Below are 26,498 nucleotides of genomic sequence, written 5' to 3' on the forward strand. Positions count from 1 at the left end.
GTCAACATGTCTGAACAAACCATCGTCAACTGCCCAACCTGCGGCAAACCCGTAGTGTGGGGTGAAGTCAGCCCGTTTCGCCCATTCTGCAGCAAGCGCTGCCAGTTAATCGATCTGGGTGAGTGGGCCGCAGAAGAGAAACGTATCCCAAGCTCTGGTGATCTGTCGGAAAACGACGACTGGAGTGAAGAGCAGAAGTAATTCAGCTAAAACGTAGGGCGGGCAAGCGTAGCGACCCCGCCCTAATTTGCCGGATCGTGGGGTTGCCTAATCCGGCCTACGAACACCTTTATCCAGCAATCAGCTTTTCAATTACCGGCGCATTCGCAGGCGGAAAATCTTCTGCATTCAGAGCATCTTGCGCAATCCACTGCGCCGGTTGCCCCTCTTTCCCCCACGGTTCGCCTTCCCAGCTTTCAACCAGCCAGAACCACAGAGTGATATGCCGGTCCGGAAACTGGTACTCCAGCTTTTCGAACAGTGAGCTTTGAGTCGGCGTAATGCCTACTTCTTCCTGTAACTCGCGAATCAGCGCCTGCTCCGGCGTTTCGCCCGCTTCAATTTTCCCGCCGGGGAACTCCAGCTTATTGGCCATGTGGGCATCAGCCGCACGCTGGGTTATAAAAATTTCATGGTGCTGGTTGCGAATAATCCCGACAGCGATCTGCAGTATTTTCATCTTTATCGTCCATAAAAAAGGCGCAGAATTCTGCGCCTTTTCAGTAAGTTATTTTCTTAACTCAGGCGGCCATGGCACTGTTTGTACTTTTTCCCGGAACCGCAAGGACACGGATCGTTACGACCCACTTTACGATCGCCAGTTTGTGCTGCCAGCTCTTCTGCCGCGGCAGAATCGTCACCCTTATGGCTCAACTGCTGCATCTGCGCTAAACGTTCAGCGTCTTCACGACGTTGCTGCTCCATCGCTTCTACTTCTTCAGGCATACGTACCTGAACTTTGCTCAGGGTACTGATCACTTCGTACTTCAGTGATTCCAGCATTGATGCAAACATAGAGAAGGATTCACGCTTGTATTCCTGCTTCGGATCTTTTTGCGCATAACCACGCAGGTGGATACCCTGACGCAGGTAATCCATCGCCGCAAGGTGCTCTTTCCACAGAGAATCGAGAGTTTGCAGCATCACGCCTTTTTCGAAGTGACGCATCATCTCCGCGCCCACAACTTCTTCTTTACGCTGATAAACTTCGATGGCGTTTGCCAGAATACGTTCGCGCAGCGTTTCCTCATGCAGCTCAGGCTCTTTATCCAGCCACTCTGAAATAGGCATTTCCAGATCGAAGTCGTTTTTCAGACGTTCCTGCAGACCCGGGATATCCCACATTTCTTCCAGAGACTGCGGCGGAATATAGGCATCAATCGTCGCTTTGAAGACATCCTCACGGATGCTATTAATGGTTTCGCTAACGTCAGTTACGTCCAGCAGTTCGTTACGCTGGGTGTAGATTGCGCGACGCTGGTCATTGGCAACGTCATCATATTCCAGCAGTTGCTTACGAATATCGAAGTTGCGGCTTTCTACTTTACGCTGCGCGTTTGCAATCGCTTTAGTCACCCACGGGTGTTCAATCGCTTCACCAGGCTTCATGCCCAGTTTACGCATCATGCCGGACACGCGGTCAGAAGCAAAAATACGCATCAGCGCATCTTCCATCGACAGATAGAAACGAGAAGACCCCGCATCCCCCTGACGACCAGAACGACCACGCAGCTGGTTATCTATACGACGAGATTCGTGACGCTCGGTACCGATAATATGTAAACCACCTGCTGCTAACACCGCATCATGGCGAACCTGCCACTCGGCTTTGATCTGCGCGATTTGTTCTGGAGTCGGGTCTTCCAGCTCGGCAATTTCCGCCTGCCAGCTACCACCTAGCACGATATCGGTACCACGACCTGCCATGTTTGTCGCGATAGTCACGGCGGACGGATAACCCGCCTGGGCGACGATTGCGGCTTCGTTGGCGTGGAACTTGGCGTTCAGAACGTTGTGTTTGATACCCGCCTTGTTCAGCTCGTTAGAAACCACTTCCGATTTTTCAATAGAGATAGTACCAACCAGCACCGGCTGGCCATTTGCGGTACGCTCTTTAATATCTTCAATGATCGCCTGAATTTTTTCCGCTTCAGTCATGTACACCAGATCCGGTAAATCCTTACGGATCATCGGGCGGTTGGTCGGCACAACCACGGTATCCAGTTTGTAAATGGAGCTGAATTCAAAGGCTTCAGTATCTGCTGTACCGGTCATACCGGCCAATTTTTCGTACAAACGGAAGTAGTTCTGGAAGGTAATAGATGCCAGCGTCTGGTTCTCGTTTTGGATATCTACGCCTTCTTTGGCTTCAACAGCCTGGTGCAGACCATCGGACCAGCGGCGGCCCTGCATAGTACGACCGGTGTGTTCGTCGACGATGATAACTTCACCGTCTTTCACGATATAGTCAACGTCGCGGGTAAACAGCACGTGCGCACGCAGTGCAGCAGTCACGTGGTGCATCAGCATAATGTTGCCCGGAGAGTACAGCGACTCGCCCTCATCCATAATGCCTTCGTTAACCAACAGCTCTTCAATCAGTACCAGACCACGTTCGGTCAGGTTGACCTGGCGCGCTTTCTCATCAACAGAGAAGTGGCCTTCCCCCTGGAACGTGTCAGAATCGTCCTTCTCCTGACGAATCAGGTGCGGGATGATTTTATTCACTTTTTTATACATTTCCGAGCTGTCTTCAGCCGGACCGGAAATGATCAGCGGCGTACGCGCTTCATCGATCAGGATGGAGTCGACTTCATCGACCAGCGCATAGTGCAGTTTACGCTGAACGCGCTCTTCCGGGCTAAACGCCATGTTGTCGCGCAGGTAGTCAAAGCCGTATTCGTTGTTGGTACCGTAAGTAATATCGGCATTGTAGGCTTCACGCTTGGCTGGCGCAGGCAGGCCAGACATGTTGATACCCACGGTCATGCCGAGGAATTCAAACAGCGGGCGGTTATTTTCGGCGTCACGCTGAGCCAGGTAGTCGTTCACAGTAACCACGTGTACACCCTTCCCGCTTAAGGCGTTGAGGTAGGCTGGCAGCGTTGCGGTCAGGGTTTTACCTTCACCGGTACGCATTTCCGCGATGCAGCGATCGTTAAGCACCATACCACCCAGCAGCTGTACGTCGAAATGACGCATGCCGAACACACGCTTACTCGCTTCGCGGACCACCGCGAACGCTTCCGGGATCAGGCTTTCAACGCTGGCGCCTTTTTCCAGACGGGCGCGGAATTCAGCGGTCTTCGCTTTCAGTTCATCATCGGAGAGTTTTTCCATCTCCGGTTCCATTGCATTGATGACATTGACCACTTTACGCATACGACGCAGCGTACGCTCGTTACGGCTACCGAATACTTTTGTTAATAATTTGATTAGCATAATAAAATCTCAAACGCCCCGCGGTGCGGAGTCAAAAATTATAAGTTGGAAGGTTCTTTTTTAGCTGAGGCGTTGAGGGCCAGCGCGGATACCCTGCAGCTGGCTGATCCAGACCGGAACGCTAAATGCGGCCTGAGAGGTAAAATGGGCATATGTCACGCGACTCACGGTCGCGGGCGGTCTGCCTTCTTGCGTCAGCATCGCGCTGAGCGTATTCAGTAACGCAAGATGGTGCGCCTGGATTGGCAACGGCTCTTCGGCAACAGGCAGCGCCTGAGGAGCCATGGCAAAAGAAAGATGGCGAATGACCGTACGAATGGCATGCTGATGCCAGTAGTCAACGGTAAAATTCGGGCGGCGATTGGTCGCCTCCAGCAAAGCAAGCTGGCTAAAGTTAACTTTGGCAGATTGATCGTGATTGCTGGCGGTCGCCTTCGCGGGAGTATTAGGTTCAGCAGCATTACCGAGCGCAGGCAGGCCAAAACTAGCCGCGACCATCCCCAACAGGAGATGCGGCCAGAAGTACCGTCTGCCTAACTGTCGCCAGCGCGTCAGTATTCCACTCACGTTATTGCCACCTGATATACCCTGCGTTTGGGGTTACAAATGCAAAACCATTTTTTTGCGCATAAATATTACCATTAAAGCGTACGCTCCACAGCAGTAATGACAGCAAGTCGCGGGTAAATATGCTTAAGAAAGCAGCGATCGAACGGTGTTTTAATCTGTCGGTGGGAAAAAAGTCGCTTCAGATAAGGTGGTTTTGCAATCGAAAGATAAAAAAACGACTGGCTCACCTGGCCGGAGAGAGTGCCAGATTTACCAGTCGAATTTATGCGACAGCGTATGTCGTTATGCCAGTACAGTCGAAGGTGCTTTGAACGCCAACGGCAGTTCTGCATCGTCCTGGAAGGTCACATATTCCCAGGCTTCCTGTTTTGCCAGGACTGCCTGCAATAGTTTGTTATTCAGTGCATGACCGGATTTATACGCGGTGAATGCACCAATAATGTTGTGACCACACATGAACAAGTCACCAATCGCGTCGAGCATTTTGTGACGAACGAATTCGTCTTCAAAACGCAGGCCGTCTTCGTTCAATACGCGATAATCGTCAACAACGATGGCACAATCGAAGCTGCCGCCCAGGCACAGGCCGCGGGACTGCAGATATTCGATATCACGCATGAAGCCGAAAGTACGCGCGCGGCTGATCTGGCGCATGAACGCATCCGCAGAGAAGTTCATCGCGTAGCGCTGCGTGCTGGAGTCGATCGCCGGATGGTTAAAGTCGATGGTGAAATCCAACGTAAAACCATTATACGGCTTAAACTCAGCCCACTTATCGCCATCTTCGACACGAACGGTCTCTTTGATGCGAACAAATTTTTTGGCGCTGCTCAGTTCTTCAATACCTGCATCAAGCAGCAGGTAAACGAACGGAGCGGCACTGCCATCCATAATCGGGATTTCCGGGGCGTTGACTTCAATAACGATGTTATCGATACCTAAGCCCGCCAGAGCAGCATTAAGGTGCTCTACGGTTGAAATCCGCACATCATGCTCATTGACCAGACACGTACAGAGCATGGTATCACGCACAGATTTGGCATCGGCCGGGAAATCTACCGGAGGATTCAAGTCGGTGCGACGATAGATGACCCCGGTGTTGGCCGGCGCAGGGCGTAATGTCAGGGTGACTTTTTTGCCGGTATGCAAACCGACGCCAGTCGCCTGAACGATACGTTTAAGAGTCCTTTGTTTGATCATCGTATAATCTCGCCAAATTACCTATCCAACCGAAGTGTACTATACATTCGGTGGGCCAGTTTAGCACAAAGAGCCACAATTCCCAAATTCCAGCTAATTCTTAATCAGCTTGCTTACGCAGGAATGCAGGGATATCCAAATAATCCGGCTCTTTCGTGGTTTGCGGCGTATTGTCGTTAACCACTTTCGCTACCGGTTTCTGCTCTTGCGTCAACGGCGCCATACCGTGCTGCTGGTAACGATCCATTACCGGCTGCTGTACCTGTTTGTTGGTCACCAGAGTGATTTCAGGACGCTTGTCCATACCAATTCCAGTCGCAACAACGGTCACGCGCAATTCGTCGTTCATATCCGGGTCCAGAGAGGTACCGATAACCACAGTTGCGTTATCCGATGCAAAGGCACGAATCGTGTTACCCACGGTTTCGAACTCATCCAGACGCAGGTCGAAGCCCGCAGTAATGTTAACCAGCACGCCGCGTGCGCCGGACAGATCGATATCTTCCAGCAGCGGAGAAGAGATAGCCATTTCAGCCGCTTCTTCTGCACGGTCTTCACCACTCGCCACGCCAGAACCCATCATCGCGTAGCCCATTTCGGACATCACGGTGCGTACGTCTGCAAAGTCGACGTTCATCAGGCCCGGACGAGTAATCAGTTCAGCGATACCCTGGACTGCGCCTTTCAGCACGTCGTTCGCTGCGCCAAATGCATCCAGCAGGGAGATACCACGGCCCAGTACTTTCAGCAGCTTGTCGTTCGGGATAGTGATCAGAGAGTCCACGTGTTTGGACAGCTCGGTGATACCCTGCTCCGCGAATGCCATACGCTTCTTGCCTTCAAAGTTGAAAGGCTTAGTCACGACAGCAACGGTCAGGATACCTAAATCTTTTGCGACTTCAGCTACCACTGGCGCTGCACCGGTACCGGTACCGCCGCCCATGCCAGCTGCGATAAACACCATGTCTGCGCCGTCAAGCGCTGCGCGCAGAGCTTCGCGATCTTCGTCTGCCGCATTACGACCGACTTCCGGGTTTGCACCCGCGCCCAGACCTTTGGTGATGCCGCTACCAATCTGAATGGTCTGTCCAACCGCCGTTTTACGCAACGCCTGAGCGTCGGTATTCACCGCGAAGAATTCAACACCTTCGATGCGCTCACGCACCATGTGTTCAACGGCATTACCGCCGCCGCCACCGACGCCGATGACTTTAATCACCGCGTCGTTGGTTAGTTCCATAGGTTCAAACATAGTTTCTCTCTCCGTTTTACACTTCATCCTTCAAGCCGCCTCTTTGTTGGCTGCCTTCACTCACTCCCGTGACATAGTAAACTATGCTCCAGGAGATTCGCTCAGTTGCCGCTGCGATGCAACTTGAATGACTTTGTGTAGTGCCTGTCGCCTGAGACCGTTAATTTGCGTCGGTCTCTTTAAAAATTAAAACTCTTTACGTAACCAGCTATTCAGTCGCTTGATCCACGATCCGACCGAGGCAGTTACGCGCTTTTCTACTTCAGCCTCACCACTTAAATGGGATTCTTTCCCGTAGTGCAGCAGCCCCACCGCCGTTGAATAATACGGCTCCTGGGCATAATCCGTCAGACCGGTAATATTCAGCGGTGCGCCAATACGTACTTGTGTATGGAACACGCGCTGTGCGCAGGCCGCAAGACCTTCAATTTGCGCAGCTCCGCCGGTTAACACAATCCCCGCCGCCAGATGATGTTTCACACCCTGCTGGCGAAGCTGTTCTTGTAATTGCAAAATTTCTTCGTTGACCAGGTTGAGCAGCTCGGTATAACGCGGCTCAATGACCTCTGCCAGAGTCTGACGTTGCAGGCTACGCGGCGGACGACCACCAACGCTTGGCACTTCAACGCTCTCGTCTTTACCCACGATGGAACCCAGTGCGCAGCCATGACGCACTTTGATGGCTTCAGCATCGCTCGGCGGCGTACCAAAGGCATACGCGATATCGCTGGTCACGACATTCCCTGCATAAGGGATAACTTTAGTGTGGCGCAACGCCCCGCCAGTATAAACGGCGATGTCCATTGTACCACCACCAATATCCACCACGCAGACACCCAGTTCACGTTCATCTTCCGTCAATACGGAATAACTGGCTGCCAACCCGGCAAAAATCAGTTGGTCAACTTTCAGACCACAACGTTCAACGGCTTTGACAATATTCTTCGCCATGTCGTTGTGGCAGGTAATAAGATGGACTTTTGCCTGCATACGCACACCGGAAAGACCGACCGGATTTTTGATACCTTCCTGGTAGTCGATGGCGTATTCCTGCGGAATGACGTGCAGAACACGATGTTCATCGCGAACGCGTACGGATTTTGCCGTATGTACCACGTTTTCCACATCTTCCTGCGTCACTTCCTCTTCGGAAATGGGCACCATACCAATTTCATTCTGACAGCTAATATGTTTACCGGAAAGCGCCAGATACACTGAAGAGATCTGGCAATCTGCCATCAGTTCAGCCTGGTCAATGGCGCGCTGTACGCACTTCACCACTGACTCAAGGTCATTCACCCCGCCTTTATCCATACCTCGCGATGGGCAACTGCCCACGCCAATGATATTGACCATACCGTCGGGCAGAACTTCCCCTACTAAAGCGGCTACCTTCGCGGTGCCAATCTCCAGTCCAACTACCAGTTTTCTGTCCGTCGCCTTGATCATTGTTGTTCTGCCTGTGCCTGATTCTGTTGCTGATTAGATTCCTCAGGAGGCAAGGGAACCCAGCCTACTGCCGCTCCTGAGTCATAACGCAAATCAACGTAGCTAATCCGTTTGCCATCGGTTTGCGCCTGCTGCTGTAAAACCGGGTAGAGTTCCACAAAGCGAGCCAAACGTTTTATCGTATCGCCCCTGCCCAGATTCAGCTTAATATCGTTATTCAGCGTCAACTGCCAGGAACGACGAGCGGTCATTGCCGCTTCCTTCAGGGTGAATCTGTCCTTAGCCAGCACCTGCCCCATATCGCGGAACCCTTGCAGCACTTCACTTGCGCTGCCTTCCGGTCCGTACAACATAGGTAATACCTGCTTATTGGCCCGACCGGTTGGGACACTGAAGGTATTTCCTTCAGCATCCACCATATGTTGGTCATTCCAACGCGCTATTGGCACATATTCAACCAGATGAATCTTCAATTCATCAGGCCATTGCTTTCTGACGCTCGCCTGTTTGATCCAGGGGAGGCGTTCAATCTGACTCTGGATGATGTTCACATCCTGAGTCATAAATGTTCCCGGAGCGCCCAGCGCCAGGATGGACTGACGGATATCATCATTGCGCGTGTAATGCCGTTCACCGGTTAACACCAGTTTTGACAATGGCAGGCGCTGCGCATCTTCCATCCATCCCAACACTACCCAGCCGCTGACAAACACGGTGCACAGCACTGTCAGCAGGAACAGTATTCCTGCAAGACGCGTTCCATTATTGCGGCGTGAGGGGTTTACTTCTTCTTCATCACCGTTTCGCGTGTTCAGCGCAGCCTGCGACATATCAGTCCGCCAACTCCAGAATTCTTACCACCAACTGCGAGAAGCTCAGGCCCGCCTGACGCGCCGCCATCGGCACCAGACTGTGGCTGGTCATACCCGGAGAGGTATTCGCTTCCAGCAGATAAAACTGGCCATCGCTGTCCAGCATGACGTCAATGCGACCCCAACCTTTACAGCCCAATGCAGTCCACGCTTTCAGGACTAATTCCTGTAAAAAGGCTTCTTGTTCGACTTCCAGACCAGCAGGGCAGAAATATTGTGTCTCATCAGAGAGATACTTCGCCTCATAATCATAGAAGGTTCCCGCGGGTTGGATACGTATTGACGGTAAAATTTCTTCGCCAAGTATCGCAACTGTAAATTCCGGGCCACTGAGCCATTTTTCAATCAGTACTTCTTCATCATGCTGAAAAGCCAATGCTAATGCACCCTGCAAAGCATTTTCTTCTTCAACTTTTGACATCCCAACGCTGGAACCTTCACGGCTTGGCTTTACAATCAGCGGCAAGCCTAACGCAGAAATTTTTGTAACTGCTTCATCGCTAAGACCTTTTTCGAACTCAGCGCGGGTCAGCGCAACCCATGGGGCGACGGGTAAACCTGCGCCCTGCCACAGCAGCTTGCTGCGCAGTTTGTCCATGGAAATCGCGGAAGCCATGACGCCGCTGCCGGTATACGGCAGGCCAATCAGCTCCAGCATGCCCTGCAATGTGCCATCTTCACCGCCACGACCATGCAGCGCAATAAACACCTTCTGAAACCCCATAGATTTCAAAAGAGTGACATCGACCTCTTTAGGGTCAACCGGATGGGCATCTACACCACCTTCGCGTAACCCTGCCAATACGGCCGCGCCTGAATTCAGCGATACTTCACGTTCAGCGGAGGTTCCCCCTAACAGGACCGCGATTTTATCAGCCATGTTGTTCTTCCTCCGGGTTTTGCGGCTTCAGTTTGATTTCAGCTAAGGAACGCGCGATTTTGCCGATATTTCCAGCGCCCTGCACCAAAATCAGATCGTTGCCGGTTAATACGGGTGCCAGCATTTCTGCCACCTGGGCCGGGTCGGATACCAGAATCGGATCGATCTTACCGCGGCCACGAATCGTACGGCACAACGAGCGACTGTCAGCCCCCGGAATCGCGGCTTCGCCCGCGGCATACACATCCAGCATCAACAGCGCATCGACCTGGGTCAGCACGTTGGCAAAGTCGTCGTACAGATCGCGAGTACGCGTAAACCGGTGCGGCTGGAACAGCATCACCAGGTTTTTGTCCGGCCAACCCGCGCGCGCGGCTTTAATCGTGGCGTCCACTTCCGTTGGGTGGTGGCCATAATCATCAACCAGCATCGCGGTCCCGGCTTTACCGTTCACCGGCTCAAGCGGGAATTCGCCGAGGAAGTCAAAACGACGTCCGGTACCCTGGAAACTTTCCAGCGCGCGCAGAATAGCGTCGTCTTCAATACCTTCTTCCGTCGCGACCGCCACTGCCGCCGCCGCGTTCAGTGCATTGTGACGACCCGGAGCGTTTAACGTAACACGTAAATCGGCCATCCCCTGACGCACCAGCGTGAAGTGTCCTTGTGGACCAATCTGCTGGTAATCTTCAACGCGCACATCGGCATCATCACTGAAACCATAGGTTGTGGTTTGACGGCCAACTCGCGGTAACAGTTCGCGGATAACCGGATCGTCAACGCACATCACCGCACGACCATAAAACGGCAAGTTATGCAGGAAATTAATAAACGTCTGCTTTAAATTTTCGAAGTCGCCATGGTAGGTATCCATGTGGTCGGCTTCGATATTGGTGACAATCGCCACCATTGGCTGCAAATGCAGGAACGACGCGTCGCTCTCGTCTGCTTCGGCAATCAAATAACGGCTATGACCCAGGCGCGCATGCACGCCTGCGGCCTTCACCAGACCGCCGTTGACAAAAGTGGGATCCAGACCCGCTTCCGCGTAGATGCTGGAGACCATTGCCGTGGTCGTGGTTTTACCATGCGTCCCGGCAATAGCAATACCGTGACGAAAACGCATTAACTCCGCCAGCATTTCAGCACGACGAATCACCGGAATACGTGCTTCATGCGCTGCAACAATTTCCGGGTTATCCGCAGAAATAGCGCTGGATACCACCACCACGCTCGCATCGCGCACGTTTTCCGGGCGATGGTTGAAGAAAATCGTGGCACCCAGATTCGTCAACTGCTGCGTCACAGGATTCGGCGCTAAGTCAGAACCGCTGATCTGATAACCTTCATTGGCCAAAACTTCGGCAATACCGCCCATACCAGCACCACCGATGCCGACAAAGTGAATGTGCCGAACGCGACGCATTTCGGGCACGATGGAACGCAGTTTTGCCAGTTGTTGTGTATTCATTCTTTAGCCATTAACTTCTTAGTTCATGCGATGCAAAAGGCATCACCACAATTACGCCCGGGCAGCCCGGCTCACTTCATTTGCAACGCGCTCTGTGGCATCCGGTATGGATGCGGCGCGCGCACGTTCTGCCATGGTTAATAACGTTTCTCGCGACCACCCGGCAAGGGTGCTGGCGACGGCATCCACAGTAAACTGCGGCTGCTCCAGAATTTTGGCAGCGCCCGCTTTCTCCAGCGGCAGCGCATTCCAATACTGCTGTCTGTCTTTGTGCTGGAACGGCACAAACAGCGCAGGCAAACCTGCGGCGGCAATTTCGCTCACCGTCAGCGCGCCTGAGCGACAAACCACGACATCAGCCCACGCGTAGGCCGCTGCCATATCATCAATAAACTCAGTGACCTTGTGCTGCGGTTGTCCCGCGTCGGCATACGCCTGTTCAACGGTCTGCTGCGCGCCTTTGCCGCTCTGATGCCAGATAGTCACCGCGCCGCCAAGCTTTGCGGCAACCTGCGGCATCGTCTGGTTCAGTACGCGTGCGCCCTGAGATCCCCCGACGACCAATACACGAACCGGACCTTCACGCCCGGCCAGACGCGCTTTTGGCAACGGCAGCGCCAGCACGTCAGTGCGCACCGGGTTACCTACCACTTCCGCATTCGGGAAAGCACCAGGAAAAGCCTGCATCACCGTAGTGGCAATCTTCGCCAGCCATTTGTTAGTTAATCCCGCAATGCCGTTCTGCTCATGCAGTACAACCGGAATACCTAATGACCAGGCCGCCAGACCGCCAGGGCCAGACACGTAGCCGCCCATACCCAGCACCACATCGGGTTTAAACTGCTTCATGATGGCGCGCGCCTGACGCCAGGCATTAAAAATACGCACAGGTGCAGCCAGCAGCGCATTGACGCCTTTACCACGCAAACCGGAGATACGAATAAAGTCAATTTCAATGCCGTGTTTCGGCACTAAGTCCGCTTCCATACGATCGGCGGTGCCCAGCCAACGAACCTGCCAGCCCTGGGCCATTAAATGGTGCGCGACCGCCAGCCCCGGGAATACATGCCCGCCGGTACCGCCTGCCATCACCATTAACCGCTTCGGTTGACCACTCATCGTGCACCTCGTGTAAACGCCTGGGCTTTTTCCAGACGCGTTTCATAATCAATACGTAACAAAAACATGATGGCCGTCGACATAATCAACAAACTTGAACCACCATAACTGATCAGCGGCAGCGTCAGACCTTTGGTTGGCAGCATACCCGCCGCCGCACCGACGTTTACCAGTGCCTGGAAGCTAAACCAGATCCCGATAGAGCAGGCTAAAAAGCCTGAAAAACGGTGGTCAATTTCCAACGCCTTACGGCCAATCGACATCGCGCGAAAAGCGACGAAGAATACCATTAAAAGTGCCAATACCACACCGATATAACCCAGCTCTTCCCCAATGATGGCGAAGATGAAGTCGGTGTGCGCTTCTGGTAAATACTCCAGTTTTTGGACTGAATTACCTAAGCCCTGCCCCCAAACCTCACCGCGACCAAAGGCCATCAGGGATTGCGTCAGCTGGTAGCCACTGCCGAACGGATCTTCCCATGGGTTCCAGAAAGAGGTTACGCGGCGAATACGATACGGTTCGGCAAGGATCAGCAGCACGACCGCTGAAATCCCCATGCCGATAATGGCAATGAACTGCCACAGTTTCGCTCCGGCGAGAAACAGCATCGCCAGAGTAGTGACGAACAGCACCACCACCGTACCAAGGTCAGGCTGTGCCAGCAGTAAAATAGCCAGTACCAGGATCACGCCCATCGGTTTTAAGAAACCGCGCAGGTTGTTACGCACTTCATCAACTTTACGCACCAGGTAGTTGGCGAGGTAACAGAACAGCGACAGCTTAGTAAATTCCGCAGGCTGAATACGCAGCGGCCCCAGCGCAATCCAGCGCGACGCCCCGTTAACGGAGCTACCCACCACCAGCACAATCAGCAGCATGATGATCGAGGCTATCAGCATCGTCGTACTGTACTTTTGCCAGAACTCCATCGGCAGACGCAGCGTCACCATCGCCAGGCAGAATGCGAGGAAGATGTACAGTGCGTCACGCTTAGCAAACAGGAAAGGATCGCCCGCCAGGCGTTGCCCTACGGGCATCGATGCCGATGTCACCATCACAAAACCGATCGCTGCCAGACCAAAGGTCAACCACAGCAGCATGCGGTCATACATGATCAGGCTGTCCGCGTCTTTATCACGCGAAGCCATCACCCAGCCTTTAAGTGCCGCGAAGACCCACGCCAGGATACCCAGTCCCGGTAAGCGCGGCATTCTCAGACGAGGGAGAGATAAGCGCATCAACCCAACTCCTTCGCCAGACGGGTAAATACGTCACCGCGTTGCTCAAAGTTCTTGAACTGGTCGAGGCTGGCGCAGGCGGGCGACAGCAGCACCATATCGCCCGACTTCACGCGCGGTGCGAGCAGACGCATTGCCTGCTCCATGGTTTCAGTTTGTTCCGTAACGTCAGGTCGCAGAGCGGCAAGCTGCGCGCCATCGCGACCAAAGCAATACAGACGAATGTTGTCGCCGGTCAGGTATCGTTGCAGCGGCGTAAAGTCAGCGGATTTCCCGTCTCCCCCCAGCAACAGGTGCAACGTACCGTCAACGTGCAGGCCATTCAGCGCGGCTTCAGTGCTGCCGACGTTGGTGGCTTTAGAATCGTTAATCCAGCGCACGCCGTTGTGCTCAAGCACAGTCTGGAAACGGTGCGCCAGACCGGTAAACGTGGTGAGCGCTTTCAGGCTCGACGCCCGCGGCAGACCTGCGGCATCCGCCAGCGCCAGCGCAGCCAGGGCGTTGGTATAGTTATGCTGACCGGAAAGCGTCATCTCTTTCACGTTAAGGACTTTTTCACCCTTCACTCGCAGCCAGGTTTCGCCCTGCTGACGGTTCAGGTGATAGTCACCCATGTTGATGCCAAAGCTCACGCAACGCTCATCCGCCCCGCGAACCGGCATGGTCAGCGCATCATCAGCGTTGACCACACACACTTTCGCGTTTTCATAGACGCGCAGTTTGGCCGCACGGTACTGCTGCAAGCCAAACGGATATCTGTCCATATGGTCTTCGGTGACGTTCAAAATGGTAGCGGCTACGGCTTGTAAACTTGAGGTCGTTTCCAGTTGGAAGCTCGACAGTTCCAGAACATACAGCTCACGTTCGTCATCCAGCAGCATCAGCGCGGGCAGGCCAATATTACCGCCGACCCCCACGTTCACACCGGCCGCTTTCGCCATCTCACCTACCAGCGTAGTGACTGTGCTTTTCCCGTTGGAACCGGTGATCGCGACGATCGGTGCCTGTGCTTCGCGACAGAACAGTTCAATGTCGCCGACAATTTCAATTCCCGCATCGGCGGCGGCGCTCAACGAAGGATGCGCCAGGGCAATACCAGGGCTGGCGACAATAAGATCAGCGGCCAGCAGCCAGTCATCATTCAGGCTGCCAACATGACGCTCAACCGCTTCCGGTAATTTGTCCAGGCCCGGCGGCGTCGCGCGGGTATCCATTACGCGCGGCGTCACGCCACGCGCCAGGAAGAAATCCACGCAGGACAGCCCGGTCAAACCCAGACCGATAATGACGACTTTTTTACCCTGGTAATCAGCCATGATTAACGTACCTTCAGCGTTGCCAGGCCAATCAGCACCAGCATCAGCGAAATAATCCAGAAGCGTACAATTACGCGCGGTTCCGGCCAGCCTTTCAGTTCATAGTGATGGTGGATCGGCGCCATACGGAAGATGCGCTGTCCGCGCAGCTTAAAGGAGCCAACCTGCAAAATGACCGACAGTGTTTCTACGACGAATACACCGCCCATGATCACCAGCAGGAACTCCTGACGCAGGAGCACGGCAATAATGCCCAGCGCGCCGCCAAGCGCCAGCGATCCGACGTCGCCCATAAAGACCTGCGCCGGATAGGTGTTAAACCACAAGAAGCCTAAACCCGCGCCAACAATTGCCGTACAAACGATCACCAATTCGCCGGCATGACGTAAATAGGGAATATGCAGATAGTTGGCGAAGTTCATGTTACCGGTCGCCCACGCCACCAACGCAAAACCTGCGGCCACAAACACGGTCGGCATAATCGCCAGACCATCCAGACCATCGGTGAGGTTGACCGCGTTGCCAGTACCCACAATCACGAAGTACGCCAGCAGCACGTAGAACAGCCCCAACTGCGGCATCACGTCTTTAAAGAACGGCACCACCAGCTCAGTGGCCGGGGTATCTTTACCAGCCAGATACAGGGCAAAGGCCACCCCCAGCGCAATCACCGACATCCAGAAGTATTTCCAGCGCGCGATCAGGCCCTTGGTGTCTTTGCGTACCACTTTGCGGTAGTCATCGACAAAACCGATAATGCCGTAACCGACCAATACCACCAGCACGCACCATACGTACGGGTTCGACGGGTATGCCCACAGCAGTACGGAGATAACAATCGCGGTAAGGATCATAATCCCGCCCATGGTCGGCGTACCGCGTTTACTGAAGTGTGATTCCGGACCGTCGTTACGCACGACCTGTCCAAAGGACATTTTTTGCAAGCGGGCGATCATGCGCGGGCCCATCCACAAAGAGATGAACAGCGCGGTCAGCAGGCTGACGATGGCGCGAAACGTCAGATAGGAAAAGACGTTAAAGCCGGAATAATATTTGACCAAATGTTCGGCCAGCCAAACTAACATGTCCCATTCTCCTGTAATGCGCGTACTACCTCTTCCATGGCGGCACTACGTGAACCCTTCACTAAAATCGTCATAATCTGATGTTCTGCAATCAGCGCCTTAAGATGCGCGGTCAACGCGGTTTTATCCGCAAAATGCTCACCCACACCGCTGGCATGGCTAATTGCCTGACTCAGTTTCCCTGTACTCAGCACACGGTCGATACCTGCAGCCTTCGCAGCTTCACCCACCTGTACGTGGCATGCTTCGCTTTCCGCGCCAAGCTCTGCCATATCGCCAACGACCAGCACGCGGTAGCCCGGCATTTCGGACAGCACGTTTACCGCTGCGGTCATTGACCCGACATTTGCGTTATAGGAGTCATCCAGCAGTAGCTGATTTTCTGCCAGTTGAATCGGGAACAGACGCCCCGGTACCGCTTGCAGTTCCTTCAGACCCGCTTTAATCGCTTCGTGCGTCGCGCCTACCGCCATAGAGAGCGCAGCCGCCGCCAGGGCGTTAGCAATGTTGTGACGACCCGGCAGCGGCAGCAGAACATCAATGCTTCCGGTTGGCGTTTGCAGAGAAAACTCTGTGCCGTGTGAAGTCACATGAACATTGGCCGCCGAAAAGTCGCTGTTGGCCGCATTCGGGGAGAAGCGCCAGACTTTGCGATCGCCGATAATGCTCTGCCAGTTCAGCCAGTCGTTATTGTCGGCATTCATAATGGCGATTCCGTTCGCTGGCAGGCCGGTAAAAATCTCACCTTTTGCCTTCGCAACACCCGCCAGTGAACCAAAGCCTTCCAGATGCGCGGCTGCCAGGTTGTTCACCAGCGCCGCTTCCGGACGCGTCAGGCCAACGGTCCAGGCGATTTCGCCCTGATGATTAGCGCCAAGCTCAATCACGGCATAGTCGTAATCGTTGTTTAAGCGCAACAGCGTCATCGGTACGCCGATGTCGTTATTCAGGTTGCCCGCGGTATATAAGGTGTTGCCACACTGACTCAGAATGGATGCGGTCATCTCTTTGACAGACGTTTTACCGGAAGAGCCGGTCAGCGCGACAACGCGCGCCGGAACCTGGGCGCGTACCCATGCCGCCAGTTCACCAAACGCCAGACGTGTATCTTTAACAATCAGTTGCGGCAGGTTGGTGTCCAACGGACGGCTGACCAGCAGCGCACCCGCCCCGCTCTCTTGCGCCTTGTCTGCGAAATCGTGGGCATCAAAGCGTTCGCCTTTCAGCGCGACAAACAGGCAGCCCGGCGTAACTTTACGCGTATCGGTTGTCACTGCATCAAGAGTCAGATCGGCTCCTTTCAGTTCGCCACGGAGGATCTCCGCCAGTTGGCTGAGCGTTACGCTAATCATGCGATGACTCCCAGCAGACGCGCTGCCGTGACGCGGTCAGAATAGTCGAGGCGCTGCGAGCCAACGATCTGGTAGTCTTCGTGACCTTTCCCGGCCACCAGCACCACGTCGTTTTCTTTCGCCTGCATAATGGCGTTTGTTACAGCCTCTGCGCGACCTTCCATCACTTTCGCCTGTCCGGCATCCAGCATACCCGCCAGAATGTCGTTAATAATGGCGCGCGGCTCTTCGGTACGTGGGTTGTCATCGGTCACCACGACAACATCAGCAAACTGCTCGGCAATCGCGCCCATCAACGGACGTTTGCCTTTGTCGCGATCGCCGCCGCAACCAAAGACGCACCACAGTTTGCCAGTACAGTGCAGACGTGCCGCCTGCAGCGCTTTTTCCAGCGCATCTGGCGTATGGGCATAATCAACCACAACGGTGGTTTTACCCGGCGCGCTGAACACTTCCATGCGCCCACAAACTGGCTGTAATTGTGTCGCCGTTTTCAGTAAATCAGCTAACGGATATCCCAACGCCAGCAGCGTTGCCAGCGCCAACAGCAGATTGCTGACGTTAAACGCGCCCATCAGGCGACTTTCAATTTCGCCGTCACCCCATGAGGAGGTAAAACGAATCGTTGCCCCGCTGTCATGATAATTCACGTCAATCGCCTTTAACCAACGACCGTGACAGTTCGGGTTGATGTGGTCTTCCATCGATACGGCAACCGCATCCGGAAGTTTGGCCAACCAGCGACGACCGACTTCATCATCCGCATTAACGATGGCCTGGCCGCAATGGTGCGTGGAATACAGCAGCCATTTCGCGGCTTCGTAATGTTCCATGTCGCCGTGGTAATCAAGATGGTCACGGCTTAAGTTAGTAAATACTGATGCGGCAAACTTCAGCGCCGCCACGCGATGCTGAACCAGACCGTGTGAAGACACTTCCATTGCGCCAACCGTTGCGCCTTGTGCAACCAGCCCTGCCAGCACATGCTGGACATCAACGGCTGAGCCGGTGGTATTTTCCGTCGGGATCACTTTGCCCAGCAGGCCATTGCCGACTGTTCCCATCACCGCGCTGGTTTCGCCAAGCAGTTGGCTCCACTGTGCCAGCAATTGGGTGGTGGTGGTTTTACCGTTGGTCCCGGTCACGCCGACCAGTTGCATTTTTTCAGAAGGCTCGTGGTAAAAGCGGCCCGCCAGTGCAGATAAACGTTCGTTAAGCTGACTGAGATAGATAACTGGAACGCCGTGCATTTCACGGATTTCACCGTCAGTAGCTTCATCTTTTGCTTCTGCAATAATGGCAGCCACACCTTGCGCTATCGCCTGCGGGATATATCGACGCCCGTCCGCCTGATGACCCAATACTGCGACAAAGAGATCGCCCGATGCAGCCATACGGCTGTCGAGCGTCATCTCCCGCAGTGCTCGCTCCGGTGCACCCGGCACCCATGGAGCAAGAAGGTCGCGCAAATTACGATCTGCCACCTGTTGCCTCGCCTTGATTATTCACAAATTCATTTTTATCGCCCGTTGTCAGCGCATCCGGCTCGATGTTCATGGTGCGCAGTACGCCGCCCATGATGGCACCAAAGACCGGCGCGGAAACGGCGCCACCGTAGTATTTACCCGCCTGCGGATCGTTGATAACAACAACCAGCGCGAAGCGCGGCTGACTCGCAGGCGCAACACCTGCGGTATAAGCAATGTATTTGTTGATGTAGCGGCCATCCGGCCCTACTTTCTTCGCCGTACCGGTTTTAATGGCGATACGATAGCCTTTAATCGCCGCCTTCACGCCGCCGCCGCCGGGCAGCGCCACGCTTTCCATCATGTGCACCACGGTACGCACGGTTGATTCCGGGAAGATACGCTCGCCCGGAACAGGAGGGTCAACTTTGGTGATCGACAGTGGCCGATAAACGCCATAGCTGCCGATCGTTGCATAGACTCGCGCTAACTGTAACGGCGTTACCATTAGCCCGTAGCCGAAAGAGAAGGTGGCCCTCTCTATGTCAGACCACCGTTGTTTTTGAGGATATAAGCCACTGCGTTCTCCGACCAACCCCAAATTGGTCGCTTTTCCCAGCCCAAAACGTGAGTAAGTGTCTACTAACGCTGAGGACGGCATCGCTAACGCCAGCTTGGAAACACCGACGTTACTCGACTTCTGCAAAACCCCGGTGAGGGTCAATTCGCTATAACGCGCCACGTCTTTGATTTCATGGCCATTAATTCGGTAAGGGATAGTGTTAAGTACGGTATTTTCGCGAACCACGCCACGCTGCAGCGCCGTCATCACCACCATCGGTTTGACGGTGGAACCCGGTTCAAACACGTCGGTAATCGTACGGTTACGCATCGCATCCTTCGGCGTACCGGTGAGATTGTTCGGGTTGTAGGACGGGCTGTTGGCCATCGCCAGCACTTCACCGGTGTTCACATCCACCAGTACCGCACTGCCTGACTCCGCCTTGTTAAACGCCACGGCGTTATTCAGTTCACGGTAGACCAGCGCCTGTAAACGCTCATCGATACTTAGCGCAAGGTTATGCGCCGCCTGGCTGTCGGTAGAGGAAATATCCTCAATGACGCGGCCATAACGGTCTTTACGTACAATACGTTCGCCCGGTTGCCCGGTGAGCCATTTGTCGAAGCTTTTCTCAACGCCTTCAATCCCCTGGCTGTCGACGTTAGTAAAGCCGATAAGGTGAGCGGTCACTTCTCCGGAAGGATAGTAACGGCGGGATTCTTCGCGCAGGTGAATGCCTGGCAGCTTCAGTTTTTTGATGTAGTCAGCCATGTCAGGGTTTACCTGACGCGCCAGATAGATAAAGCGCCCTTTCGGGTTGGCGTTAATGCGGGAAGCCAGTTGATCGAGCGGGAGATTCAGTGCGGTCGACAGCGCTCTCCAGCGTTCACCAACGCTTACGCCGCCTGCGTCATGCACCTCTTTTGGGTCGGCCCAAATCGCCTTAACCGGAACGCTCACCGCCAGCGGACGACCTGAACGGTCGGTAATCATCCCGCGCGATGTGGACACTTCCTGTACGCGCAGAGAGCGCATGTCGCCCTGACGCACCAGCATGTCCGGCGCGATGATTTGCAGCCAGGCAACGCGCCCCAGCAGAAAACCCAGTGCCAGCAAAATACAGCCGCACAGTAACGCAAAACGCCAACTGATAAAGTTGGCTTGTTCTTCCTGGCGTTTTGGCTTGTGCGTTTTTGCCGCTGCTTTCATGCGTCGCGTTTATCCTTATTTTTGTACTACGATATTTTCTTGTGAGGGATCAACATGCTGCATTTGCAGCTTTTCCGTTGCGATCCGTTCAACACGGCTATGGTCGCCGAGCGCGTTCTCCTCAAGGATCAAGTTGCGCCATTCGATATCCAGCGCATCTCGCTCCAGAACCAGCTGCTCACGCTGCGCGGTCAGTAACCGCGTATGGTGTGCTGTTGTCACGACGGTAACCGCCGTCAAAATAATGCAAATGAACAGGCAGAGTGGCAGCTTCCCATACCGCAAAAGATCGTCACCGATCACGCCAGGCAAAGCATGGCGCTCGTTGCTTCCTATCGATCCTTTAACTTTGCTGAGGGCTTCTGTCACTCTGCTGATCATGCGTTCGTCCTCTCTGCAATACGCAGAACTGAACTACGGGCACGAGGATTTTCAGCTACCTCTTCTTCACCCGGCATCATCTTGCCTAGTGCTCTTAACTCACGGCCGCCCAGCTTTTTGATCTGCGCTTCGGTCATCGGTATTCCAGCCGGAACCTGAGGACCACGGCTTTGTTCGCGCATAAAGCGTTTCACAATGCGATCTTCAAGCGAATGGAAACTGATTACCGAAAGGCGACCACCTGGTGCCAGCACGCTGAGCGAGCTTTTTAGCGCCTGCTCTATCTCCTCCAGTTCACTGTTCACCCAAATGCGCACCGCCTGGAAGGTACGGGTCGCGGGATGTTTGAATTTGTCTTTCACCGGCATTGCCGCCGCAATCACTTCCGCCAGCTCTTTAGTGCGGGTCATCGGTTCGATGCGGTTGCGCTCTACGATGGCGCGAGCAATGCGTTTGCCGAAGCGCTCTTCGCCAAAGGTTTTAATCACCCAGGCAATGTCTGCTTCATCGGCGGTTTGCAGCCATTCGGCCGCTGACTGACCGCGTGTTGGGTCCATACGCATATCTAACGGACCGTCACGCATAAATGAGAATCCGCGCTCAGCATCATCAAGCTGTGGAGAAGACACCCCAAGATCGAGAAGAATCCCGTCGATCTTACCGGTAAGTCCGCGCTCGGCGACATAATCAGCCAGCGCAGAAAAAGGACCATGGACGATGGAAAAACGGGGATCGGTAATCGTCTTTGCAACGGCAATCGCCTGCGGATCGCGATCTATGGCCAGTAAACGCCCCTCTTCGCCAAGTTGCGAGAGGATCAGACGTGAGTGACCACCGCGACCAAATGTCCCGTCAATGTAGATGCCGTCTGGACGAATATTCAGGCCGTTTACGGCTTCATCCAGCAACACCGTTGTATGTTTATAATTTTCCATCATTTTATAGAGACAAATCCTGCAATCGTTCCGACAGCGCGCCAGTAACAGACTGCTCAGCGTCGATATCTTCCTTGACCTGTTGATACCAGGTCGTTTCATCCCACAGCTCAAACTTATTGAACTGCCCAACCAGCATCACTTCTTTCGTTAGCCCTGCGTGTTGCCGCAGAATGGGCGCTATCAATAATCGGCCAGCGCTATCCATCTGACATTCGCTAGCATGACCCAACAACAGGCGCTGTACGCGACGCTCAACTGGATTCATGCTCGACAGACGCGATAACTTCTGCTCGATAATTTCCCATTCAGGCAGGGGGTACAGCAGCAGGCACGGGTGATGGATGTCAATGGTGCAAACCATTTGACCGGTAGCGCTCTCGAGCAGTTGATCCCGATAACGGGTAGGCACAGATAAGCGCCCTTTACTGTCGAGATTAACTAACGTTGCTCCCCGGAACATGCCAGCCTCACCCCCGATTACCACTTTATCCCACAAATTCCCACTTAAAGGAGTTTACGGAGCGGAGGAAAACCTTGTCAAGCAAGTCACGGCGCTTAGCGGAGCAAAAAACCCATTGTTTACGGCTAATATCAGCGTTGAACAAATTCCGTACAGCAAACGAAGCAAATTAACGTCATGAATATTTGTAAGAAAAAAATCCAACAACTCATGATTGTTTAAAACAACTGAATATCATCAAAAGAAAAATATAAAGTGTCAGTTTGCGACGCGAGCGGCATTTTAGGACAATATGCAGCGAGATAACAGTACCAGTTAATCAGTCTGTACGCCGCACAGGAGCGAGATAAGGGCGAGATTGCCGCAACACACCAGTAAAGTGTTTGTTAATTCGGCAAATCCCTACATGCTTGTAACAAAATAATACAACCGTAACGCATCGTTACGTCTCAATTACCCAAAAATGGATAGTTGCATTTTTAATTCGGCATAATAGAAGAATCAATTTCAGATAATTCTAAAGAATATTCTTAATTATAATGCGGTTATTTCCGAGAACGGGATAATTGATGATGTCAGAGGCTTATCCGCCGACATCATCAATTGAGGCAACTTAGTTACGGCTTAGAATACCGCGACGGTACAGATTACGCCGTATACGCGTTAAACCTGGTTTGGGTTTACGCGGCTCATCCAGGCTTGCCAACACAATCTCCAGCACGCGTTCCGCGACATCTCGATGGCGCTGCGCCACCGCCAGTACCGGGCACTGCAGGAAGTCGAGCAGCTCGTGGTCGCCAAAAGTCGCAATCGCTAAATCAGACGGTAACTGCCCGTCGCGGCGCAGGGTCACATCCATCACCCCCTGCAACAGGGCAAACGACGTGGTAAACAGCGCCTGAGGCATTGGATGCGTTTCCAGCCATTTATCAAATAACTGCGCGGCCGCCTCCCGCTCATAGCTGTTGGCATAGAGAAAATGCACTTCACGCGGATCGTCCTTCCAAGCGGTACGGAAACCCTGTTCGCGCAGGAAACTGACGGACAATTCAGGAAGCGCCCCCAGATAGAGCACGGTTTCAGCAGGGAATTTACGTAACTCCTCCGCCAGCATCTGCGCATCATCCTGGTCTGCGCCCACCACGCTGGTGAAATGTTCACGATCCAGCGCGCGATCCAGCGCCACAATCGGGAATGAACTGTTCGCCCAGCGCTGATAAAACGGATGTTCAGGCGGCAAGGAAGTCGAAACGATAATGGCATCAACCTGACGTTGTAAAAGATGCTCAATACAGCGCATTTCGTTATCAGGCTGATCTTCAGAGCAGGCAATCAGTAGTTGATACCCGCGCTGACGCGCCTGGCGCTCCAGATAGTTTGCGATCCGGGTATAGCTCGTGTTTTCGAGATCCGGGATCACCAGCCCGATAGAACGTGTGCGTCCAGCACGCAGCCCGGCCGCCACGGCATTCGGGTGGTAATTATGCTCACGCACCACCGCCATGACTTTTTCAACCGTTTTGTCGCTTACGCGGTATTGCTTTGCTTTGCCGTTAATAACGTAGCTTGCAGTCGTTCGCGAAACGCCGGCCAACCGAGCGATTTCATCCAGTTTCACAATTGCCCCTTGCGTAAAATGTACAAACCATAACCTTTGAGATGGCATGGGTTAAACTTCTTAACATCTAAGCGCAGAATAATGACTGCGGCAACCGCTTTTGTCTCTGGTTACTGCTGATTTCGCAAAAAAAAGCAACCAGTAGCCAATGCATCTCGCGTAGGTCAGGTAAGCGTTAGCGCATAATTTTATCGCCGCGGGAAAGCCCCACCACGCCGGAACGGGCAACTTCCACGATTTTGGCGACTTCCCGTAGCGTTGCCAGAAACGCATCCAGCTTATCGCTGGTACCCGCCAGCTGTACGGTGTAGATCGACGGCGTAACATCGATGATTTGCCCACGGAATATCTCCGTGTTGCGTTTCACCTCTTCCCGGCCATAGCCGCTGGCCTGGATTTTCACCAGCATGATTTCTCGTTCAACGTGGGCGCCCTGCCCCAGTTCGCTGACGCGCAGAACATCCACCAGTTTGTGTAGCTGCTTTTCGATCTGCTCCAGGACTTTCTCATCCCCTACCGTTTGAATCGTCATCCGCGATAAGGTCGGGTCGTCAGTCGGCGCGACGGTCAGGCTTTCAATGTTGTATCCGCGCTGGGCGAAGAGGCCAATCACACGTGACAATGCACCCGACTCGTTTTCCAGCAATACTGATAATATCCGGCGCATAATCAGGTCCTCTCCGTTTTACTTAACCACATTTCGTCCATCCCGCCCCCACGAATCTGCATCGGGTAGACATGCTCACTGCCGTCGACGGTGACATCAACAAACACCAGGCGATGGTTACGCACATGTTCCAGCGCTTCGCCCAGCTTGCTCTCCAGTTCGCCTGGATGATTAATCTGGATACCGATATGCCCATAAGCTTCAGCAAGGCGCACAAAATCAGGTAGCGACTGCATGTAAGACTGGGAGTGACGCCCGGAGTAAATCATGTCCTGCCACTGTTTGACCATGCCGAGATAGCGGTTGTTAAGGTTGAGCACCAGTACCGGTAGCTCATATTGCAGCGCCGTCGACAGTTCCTGGATGTTCATCTGAATGCTGCCATCCCCGGTGACGCACACCACTGTTTCATCCGGCAGCGCCATTTTCACCCCTAACGCCGCGGGTAAACCGAATCCCATGGTGCCGAGGCCGCCTGAGTTAATCCAGCGGCGTGGTTTATCGAACGGATAGTAAAGTGCGGCAAACATTTGATGCTGGCCAACGTCAGAGGTCACGTATGCATCCCCTTTCGTCAGACGCCAGATGGTTTCAATCACCGCCTGCGGTTTAATACTTTCACTTTGCGTGTCGTATTTCAGGCACTGACGAGCGCGCCAGTGTTCGATCTCTTGCCACCAGTCACGGTTATCATCCAGCGGCTGCTGCGATTTCTCCTGCGGCAGCAGTTCAAGCATCTGATCCAGCACCAGGCGAGCATCGCCCACAATCGGAATATCCGCAGTGACGGTTTTTGAAATAGAGGTCGGATCGATGTCGATATGCAGCACGGTCGCATTCGGGCAATATTTTGCCAGGTTATTGGTCGTTCGATCATCAAAACGAACGCCGACGGCAAAGATCACATCAGAATGATGCATGGTCATATTCGCTTCGTAAGTACCATGCATGCCCAACATTCCCAGCGCCTGGCGATGCGTGGCCGGAAACGCGCCTAACCCCATCAGCGAGGAGACAACCGGCAGATTAAGTGCTTCGGCAATTTGCCCCAGTTGTTCGTGACAGGCGGCATTCACCGCGCCACCACCAACATAGACAACCGGTTTCTTCGCCGCCACCAGCGTCTGCAAAGCACGTTTTATCTGTCCTTTGTGCCCGGTCGTTGTCGGGTTATACGAACGCATACTCACCGACTCCGGCCAGCTATAAGGCAGTTTTTTCGCCGGATTCAGAATATCTTTCGGCAAATCCACCACCACCGGCCCCGGACGACCGCTTGCCGCCAGCCAGAAGGCTTTTTTCAGCACCTGCGGGATATCTTCCGTTTGTTTAACCAGAAAACTGTGTTTTACCACCGGGCGGGATATACCCACCATGTCGCACTCCTGGAAGGCATCGTAGCCAATCAGGGAGGTGGCGACCTGGCCAGAGAGGATCACCAGCGGAATGGAATCCATATATGCCGTTGCAATCCCGGTGATCGCATTGGTTGCCCCTGGTCCGGAAGTGACCAAAACGACGCCCACTTCTCCCGTGGCACGCGCCAGGCCATCAGCCATATGTACTGCGGCTTGCTCATGACGGACTAACACATGATCAATACCGCCGACCGTATGCAATGCATCATAAATATCGAGGACGGCCCCCCCGGGATAACCGAATACCTGCTTCACACCCTGATCGATAAGCGATCGGACGACCATCTCGGCTCCAGACAACATCTCCATGGCTTGCCTCACTCTTATAATGAATTACGGTTTAACAACACATTAACCGCTGACGATGACGCATGGCAATTGACTCCGAAGGGGTGGCACTGGAGTAAATAAGAATAAAACGGAGGTAAGAATTGAATAAATGGAGAATTAAACCAGCATAAGCAATTGATATGATAAATAATCGCTTAAAAAGGGGGACTTACAGCAATTAGTCTATTTTTTTACACTTTCGGA

The 26,498-nt window shown here is 53.7% G+C and carries 23 protein-coding genes; 1 reads left to right on the forward strand and 22 read right to left on the reverse strand.

Annotated features, from left to right (window positions below):
• Positions 1 to 6: 6 nt before the first annotated feature.
• Positions 7 to 201 carry a DNA gyrase inhibitor YacG gene (gene yacG, locus HV311_RS20915; RefSeq protein WP_016151704.1) on the forward strand — a complete coding sequence of 65 codons (195 nt, stop codon included), beginning with the start codon at positions 7 to 9 and terminating at the stop codon, positions 199 to 201.
• Between the two features lie 88 nt (positions 202 to 289).
• On the opposite strand, the gene mutT is transcribed toward yacG, so the two are convergent.
• The 22 genes from mutT to ilvI all read right to left on the reverse strand — a co-directional run bounded on the left by mutT (position 290) and on the right by ilvI (position 26,273).
• Complete coding sequence (mutT, locus tag HV311_RS20920) at positions 290 to 679, reverse strand: 8-oxo-dGTP diphosphatase MutT (RefSeq protein ID WP_046275370.1); 390 nt, start codon at positions 677 to 679, stop codon at positions 290 to 292.
• A gap of 56 nt (positions 680 to 735) precedes the next feature.
• Entirely contained in the window at positions 736 to 3,441 is a 2,706-nt protein-coding gene (gene secA, locus HV311_RS20925; protein WP_016151702.1) for a preprotein translocase subunit SecA, read from the reverse strand.
• 60 nt (positions 3,442 to 3,501) lie between these two features.
• On the reverse strand, positions 3,502 to 4,008 hold the full coding sequence (secM, locus tag HV311_RS20930) for a secA translation cis-regulator SecM (protein ID WP_029139762.1): 507 nt from the start codon (positions 4,006 to 4,008) through the stop codon (positions 3,502 to 3,504).
• A gap of 285 nt (positions 4,009 to 4,293) precedes the next feature.
• Entirely contained in the window at positions 4,294 to 5,211 is a 918-nt protein-coding gene (gene lpxC, locus HV311_RS20935; RefSeq protein ID WP_006686706.1) for a UDP-3-O-acyl-N-acetylglucosamine deacetylase, read from the reverse strand.
• A 100-nt stretch (positions 5,212 to 5,311) separates the two neighbouring features.
• Positions 5,312 to 6,463 (reverse strand): cell division protein FtsZ, encoded by a 1,152-nt coding sequence (ftsZ, locus tag HV311_RS20940; protein ID WP_003018753.1) that lies wholly within the window; start codon positions 6,461 to 6,463, stop codon positions 5,312 to 5,314.
• 186 nt (positions 6,464 to 6,649) lie between these two features.
• Complete coding sequence (ftsA, locus tag HV311_RS20945) at positions 6,650 to 7,912, reverse strand: cell division protein FtsA (RefSeq protein WP_003018755.1); 1,263 nt, start codon at positions 7,910 to 7,912, stop codon at positions 6,650 to 6,652.
• Positions 7,909 to 8,742, reverse strand: coding sequence for a cell division protein FtsQ (gene ftsQ / locus HV311_RS20950; RefSeq protein WP_191220426.1), 834 nt, complete (start codon positions 8,740 to 8,742; stop codon positions 7,909 to 7,911). The genes ftsA and ftsQ overlap by 4 nt, the downstream gene beginning before the upstream one ends.
• A gap of 1 nt (position 8,743) precedes the next feature.
• Complete coding sequence (locus HV311_RS20955; RefSeq protein ID WP_016151699.1) at positions 8,744 to 9,664, reverse strand: D-alanine--D-alanine ligase; 921 nt, start codon at positions 9,662 to 9,664, stop codon at positions 8,744 to 8,746.
• Positions 9,657 to 11,132, reverse strand: a complete 1,476-nt coding sequence (gene murC / locus HV311_RS20960; RefSeq protein ID WP_016151698.1) for a UDP-N-acetylmuramate--L-alanine ligase — start codon at positions 11,130 to 11,132, stop codon at positions 9,657 to 9,659. The genes HV311_RS20955 and murC overlap by 8 nt, the downstream gene beginning before the upstream one ends.
• 51 nt (positions 11,133 to 11,183) lie before the next feature.
• Complete coding sequence (gene murG / locus HV311_RS20965; protein ID WP_047499873.1) at positions 11,184 to 12,251, reverse strand: undecaprenyldiphospho-muramoylpentapeptide beta-N-acetylglucosaminyltransferase; 1,068 nt, start codon at positions 12,249 to 12,251, stop codon at positions 11,184 to 11,186.
• Positions 12,248 to 13,492, reverse strand: coding sequence for a cell division protein FtsW (ftsW, locus tag HV311_RS20970; RefSeq protein ID WP_016151696.1), 1,245 nt, complete (start codon positions 13,490 to 13,492; stop codon positions 12,248 to 12,250). The genes murG and ftsW overlap by 4 nt, the downstream gene beginning before the upstream one ends.
• Positions 13,492 to 14,808, reverse strand: a complete 1,317-nt coding sequence (murD, locus tag HV311_RS20975) for a UDP-N-acetylmuramoyl-L-alanine--D-glutamate ligase (RefSeq protein ID WP_016151695.1) — start codon at positions 14,806 to 14,808, stop codon at positions 13,492 to 13,494. The genes ftsW and murD overlap by 1 nt, the downstream gene beginning before the upstream one ends.
• 2 nt (positions 14,809 to 14,810) lie before the next feature.
• Positions 14,811 to 15,893 (reverse strand): phospho-N-acetylmuramoyl-pentapeptide-transferase, encoded by a 1,083-nt coding sequence (gene mraY / locus HV311_RS20980; protein WP_016151694.1) that lies wholly within the window; start codon positions 15,891 to 15,893, stop codon positions 14,811 to 14,813.
• Complete coding sequence (gene murF, locus HV311_RS20985; protein WP_049269165.1) at positions 15,887 to 17,245, reverse strand: UDP-N-acetylmuramoyl-tripeptide--D-alanyl-D-alanine ligase; 1,359 nt, start codon at positions 17,243 to 17,245, stop codon at positions 15,887 to 15,889. The genes mraY and murF overlap by 7 nt, the downstream gene beginning before the upstream one ends.
• Positions 17,242 to 18,729 carry a UDP-N-acetylmuramoyl-L-alanyl-D-glutamate--2,6-diaminopimelate ligase gene (gene murE, locus HV311_RS20990; RefSeq protein ID WP_047499877.1) on the reverse strand — a complete coding sequence of 496 codons (1,488 nt, stop codon included), beginning with the start codon at positions 18,727 to 18,729 and terminating at the stop codon, positions 17,242 to 17,244. The genes murF and murE overlap by 4 nt, the downstream gene beginning before the upstream one ends.
• Entirely contained in the window at positions 18,716 to 20,482 is a 1,767-nt protein-coding gene (gene ftsI / locus HV311_RS20995; protein ID WP_016151691.1) for a peptidoglycan glycosyltransferase FtsI, read from the reverse strand. The genes murE and ftsI overlap by 14 nt, the downstream gene beginning before the upstream one ends.
• A gap of 15 nt (positions 20,483 to 20,497) precedes the next feature.
• Positions 20,498 to 20,863 (reverse strand): cell division protein FtsL, encoded by a 366-nt coding sequence (gene ftsL, locus HV311_RS21000; RefSeq protein WP_006686695.1) that lies wholly within the window; start codon positions 20,861 to 20,863, stop codon positions 20,498 to 20,500.
• On the reverse strand, positions 20,860 to 21,801 hold the full coding sequence (gene rsmH / locus HV311_RS21005; RefSeq protein ID WP_016151690.1) for a 16S rRNA (cytosine(1402)-N(4))-methyltransferase RsmH: 942 nt from the start codon (positions 21,799 to 21,801) through the stop codon (positions 20,860 to 20,862). Before rsmH ends, ftsL begins: the two co-directional genes overlap by 4 nt.
• Before the next feature lies 1 nt (position 21,802).
• Positions 21,803 to 22,261 (reverse strand): division/cell wall cluster transcriptional repressor MraZ, encoded by a 459-nt coding sequence (gene mraZ / locus HV311_RS21010; protein ID WP_005124560.1) that lies wholly within the window; start codon positions 22,259 to 22,261, stop codon positions 21,803 to 21,805.
• A 613-nt stretch (positions 22,262 to 22,874) separates the two neighbouring features.
• A complete protein-coding gene (cra, locus tag HV311_RS21015) occupies positions 22,875 to 23,879 on the reverse strand; it encodes a catabolite repressor/activator (RefSeq protein ID WP_016151689.1) in 1,005 nt (334 codons plus the stop codon).
• Between the two features lie 175 nt (positions 23,880 to 24,054).
• Positions 24,055 to 24,546 (reverse strand): acetolactate synthase small subunit, encoded by a 492-nt coding sequence (gene ilvN, locus HV311_RS21020; protein ID WP_003829566.1) that lies wholly within the window; start codon positions 24,544 to 24,546, stop codon positions 24,055 to 24,057.
• A gap of 2 nt (positions 24,547 to 24,548) precedes the next feature.
• A complete protein-coding gene (gene ilvI, locus HV311_RS21025) occupies positions 24,549 to 26,273 on the reverse strand; it encodes an acetolactate synthase 3 large subunit (protein WP_072034381.1) in 1,725 nt (574 codons plus the stop codon).
• Positions 26,274 to 26,498 lie beyond the last annotated feature (225 nt).

This window comes from Citrobacter sp. RHBSTW-00881, assembly GCF_013728515.1.
GTDB lineage: Bacteria > Pseudomonadota > Gammaproteobacteria > Enterobacterales > Enterobacteriaceae > Citrobacter > Citrobacter braakii.

Bases quoted from the DNA above. Each gene is read 5' to 3' on its own strand.
- yacG (WP_016151704.1), top strand. From the start codon at position 7: ATGTCTGAACAAACCATCGTCAACTGCCCAACCTGCGGCAAACCCGTA.
- mutT (WP_046275370.1), bottom strand. From the start codon at position 679: ATGAAAATACTGCAGATCGCTGTCGGGATTATTCGCAACCAGCACCAT.
- secA (WP_016151702.1), bottom strand. From the start codon at position 3,441: ATGCTAATCAAATTATTAACAAAAGTATTCGGTAGCCGTAACGAGCGT.
- lpxC (WP_006686706.1), bottom strand. From the start codon at position 5,211: ATGATCAAACAAAGGACTCTTAAACGTATCGTTCAGGCGACTGGCGTC.
- ftsZ (WP_003018753.1), bottom strand. From the start codon at position 6,463: ATGTTTGAACCTATGGAACTAACCAACGACGCGGTGATTAAAGTCATC.
- ftsA (WP_003018755.1), bottom strand. From the start codon at position 7,912: ATGATCAAGGCGACGGACAGAAAACTGGTAGTTGGACTGGAGATTGGC.
- ftsQ (WP_191220426.1), bottom strand. From the start codon at position 8,742: ATGTCGCAGGCTGCGCTGAACACGCGAAACGGTGATGAAGAAGAAGTA.
- HV311_RS20955 (WP_016151699.1), bottom strand. From the start codon at position 9,664: ATGGCTGATAAAATCGCGGTCCTGTTAGGGGGAACCTCCGCTGAACGT.
- murC (WP_016151698.1), bottom strand. From the start codon at position 11,132: ATGAATACACAACAACTGGCAAAACTGCGTTCCATCGTGCCCGAAATG.
- murG (WP_047499873.1), bottom strand. From the start codon at position 12,251: ATGAGTGGTCAACCGAAGCGGTTAATGGTGATGGCAGGCGGTACCGGC.
- ftsW (WP_016151696.1), bottom strand. From the start codon at position 13,492: ATGCGCTTATCTCTCCCTCGTCTGAGAATGCCGCGCTTACCGGGACTG.
- murD (WP_016151695.1), bottom strand. From the start codon at position 14,808: ATGGCTGATTACCAGGGTAAAAAAGTCGTCATTATCGGTCTGGGTTTG.
- mraY (WP_016151694.1), bottom strand. From the start codon at position 15,893: ATGTTAGTTTGGCTGGCCGAACATTTGGTCAAATATTATTCCGGCTTT.
- murF (WP_049269165.1), bottom strand. From the start codon at position 17,245: ATGATTAGCGTAACGCTCAGCCAACTGGCGGAGATCCTCCGTGGCGAA.
- ftsI (WP_016151691.1), bottom strand. From the start codon at position 20,482: ATGAAAGCAGCGGCAAAAACGCACAAGCCAAAACGCCAGGAAGAACAA.
- ftsL (WP_006686695.1), bottom strand. From the start codon at position 20,863: ATGATCAGCAGAGTGACAGAAGCCCTCAGCAAAGTTAAAGGATCGATA.
- rsmH (WP_016151690.1), bottom strand. From the start codon at position 21,801: ATGATGGAAAATTATAAACATACAACGGTGTTGCTGGATGAAGCCGTA.
- mraZ (WP_005124560.1), bottom strand. From the start codon at position 22,261: ATGTTCCGGGGAGCAACGTTAGTTAATCTCGACAGTAAAGGGCGCTTA.
- ilvN (WP_003829566.1), bottom strand. From the start codon at position 24,546: ATGCGCCGGATATTATCAGTATTGCTGGAAAACGAGTCGGGTGCATTG.
- ilvI (WP_072034381.1), bottom strand. From the start codon at position 26,273: ATGGAGATGTTGTCTGGAGCCGAGATGGTCGTCCGATCGCTTATCGAT.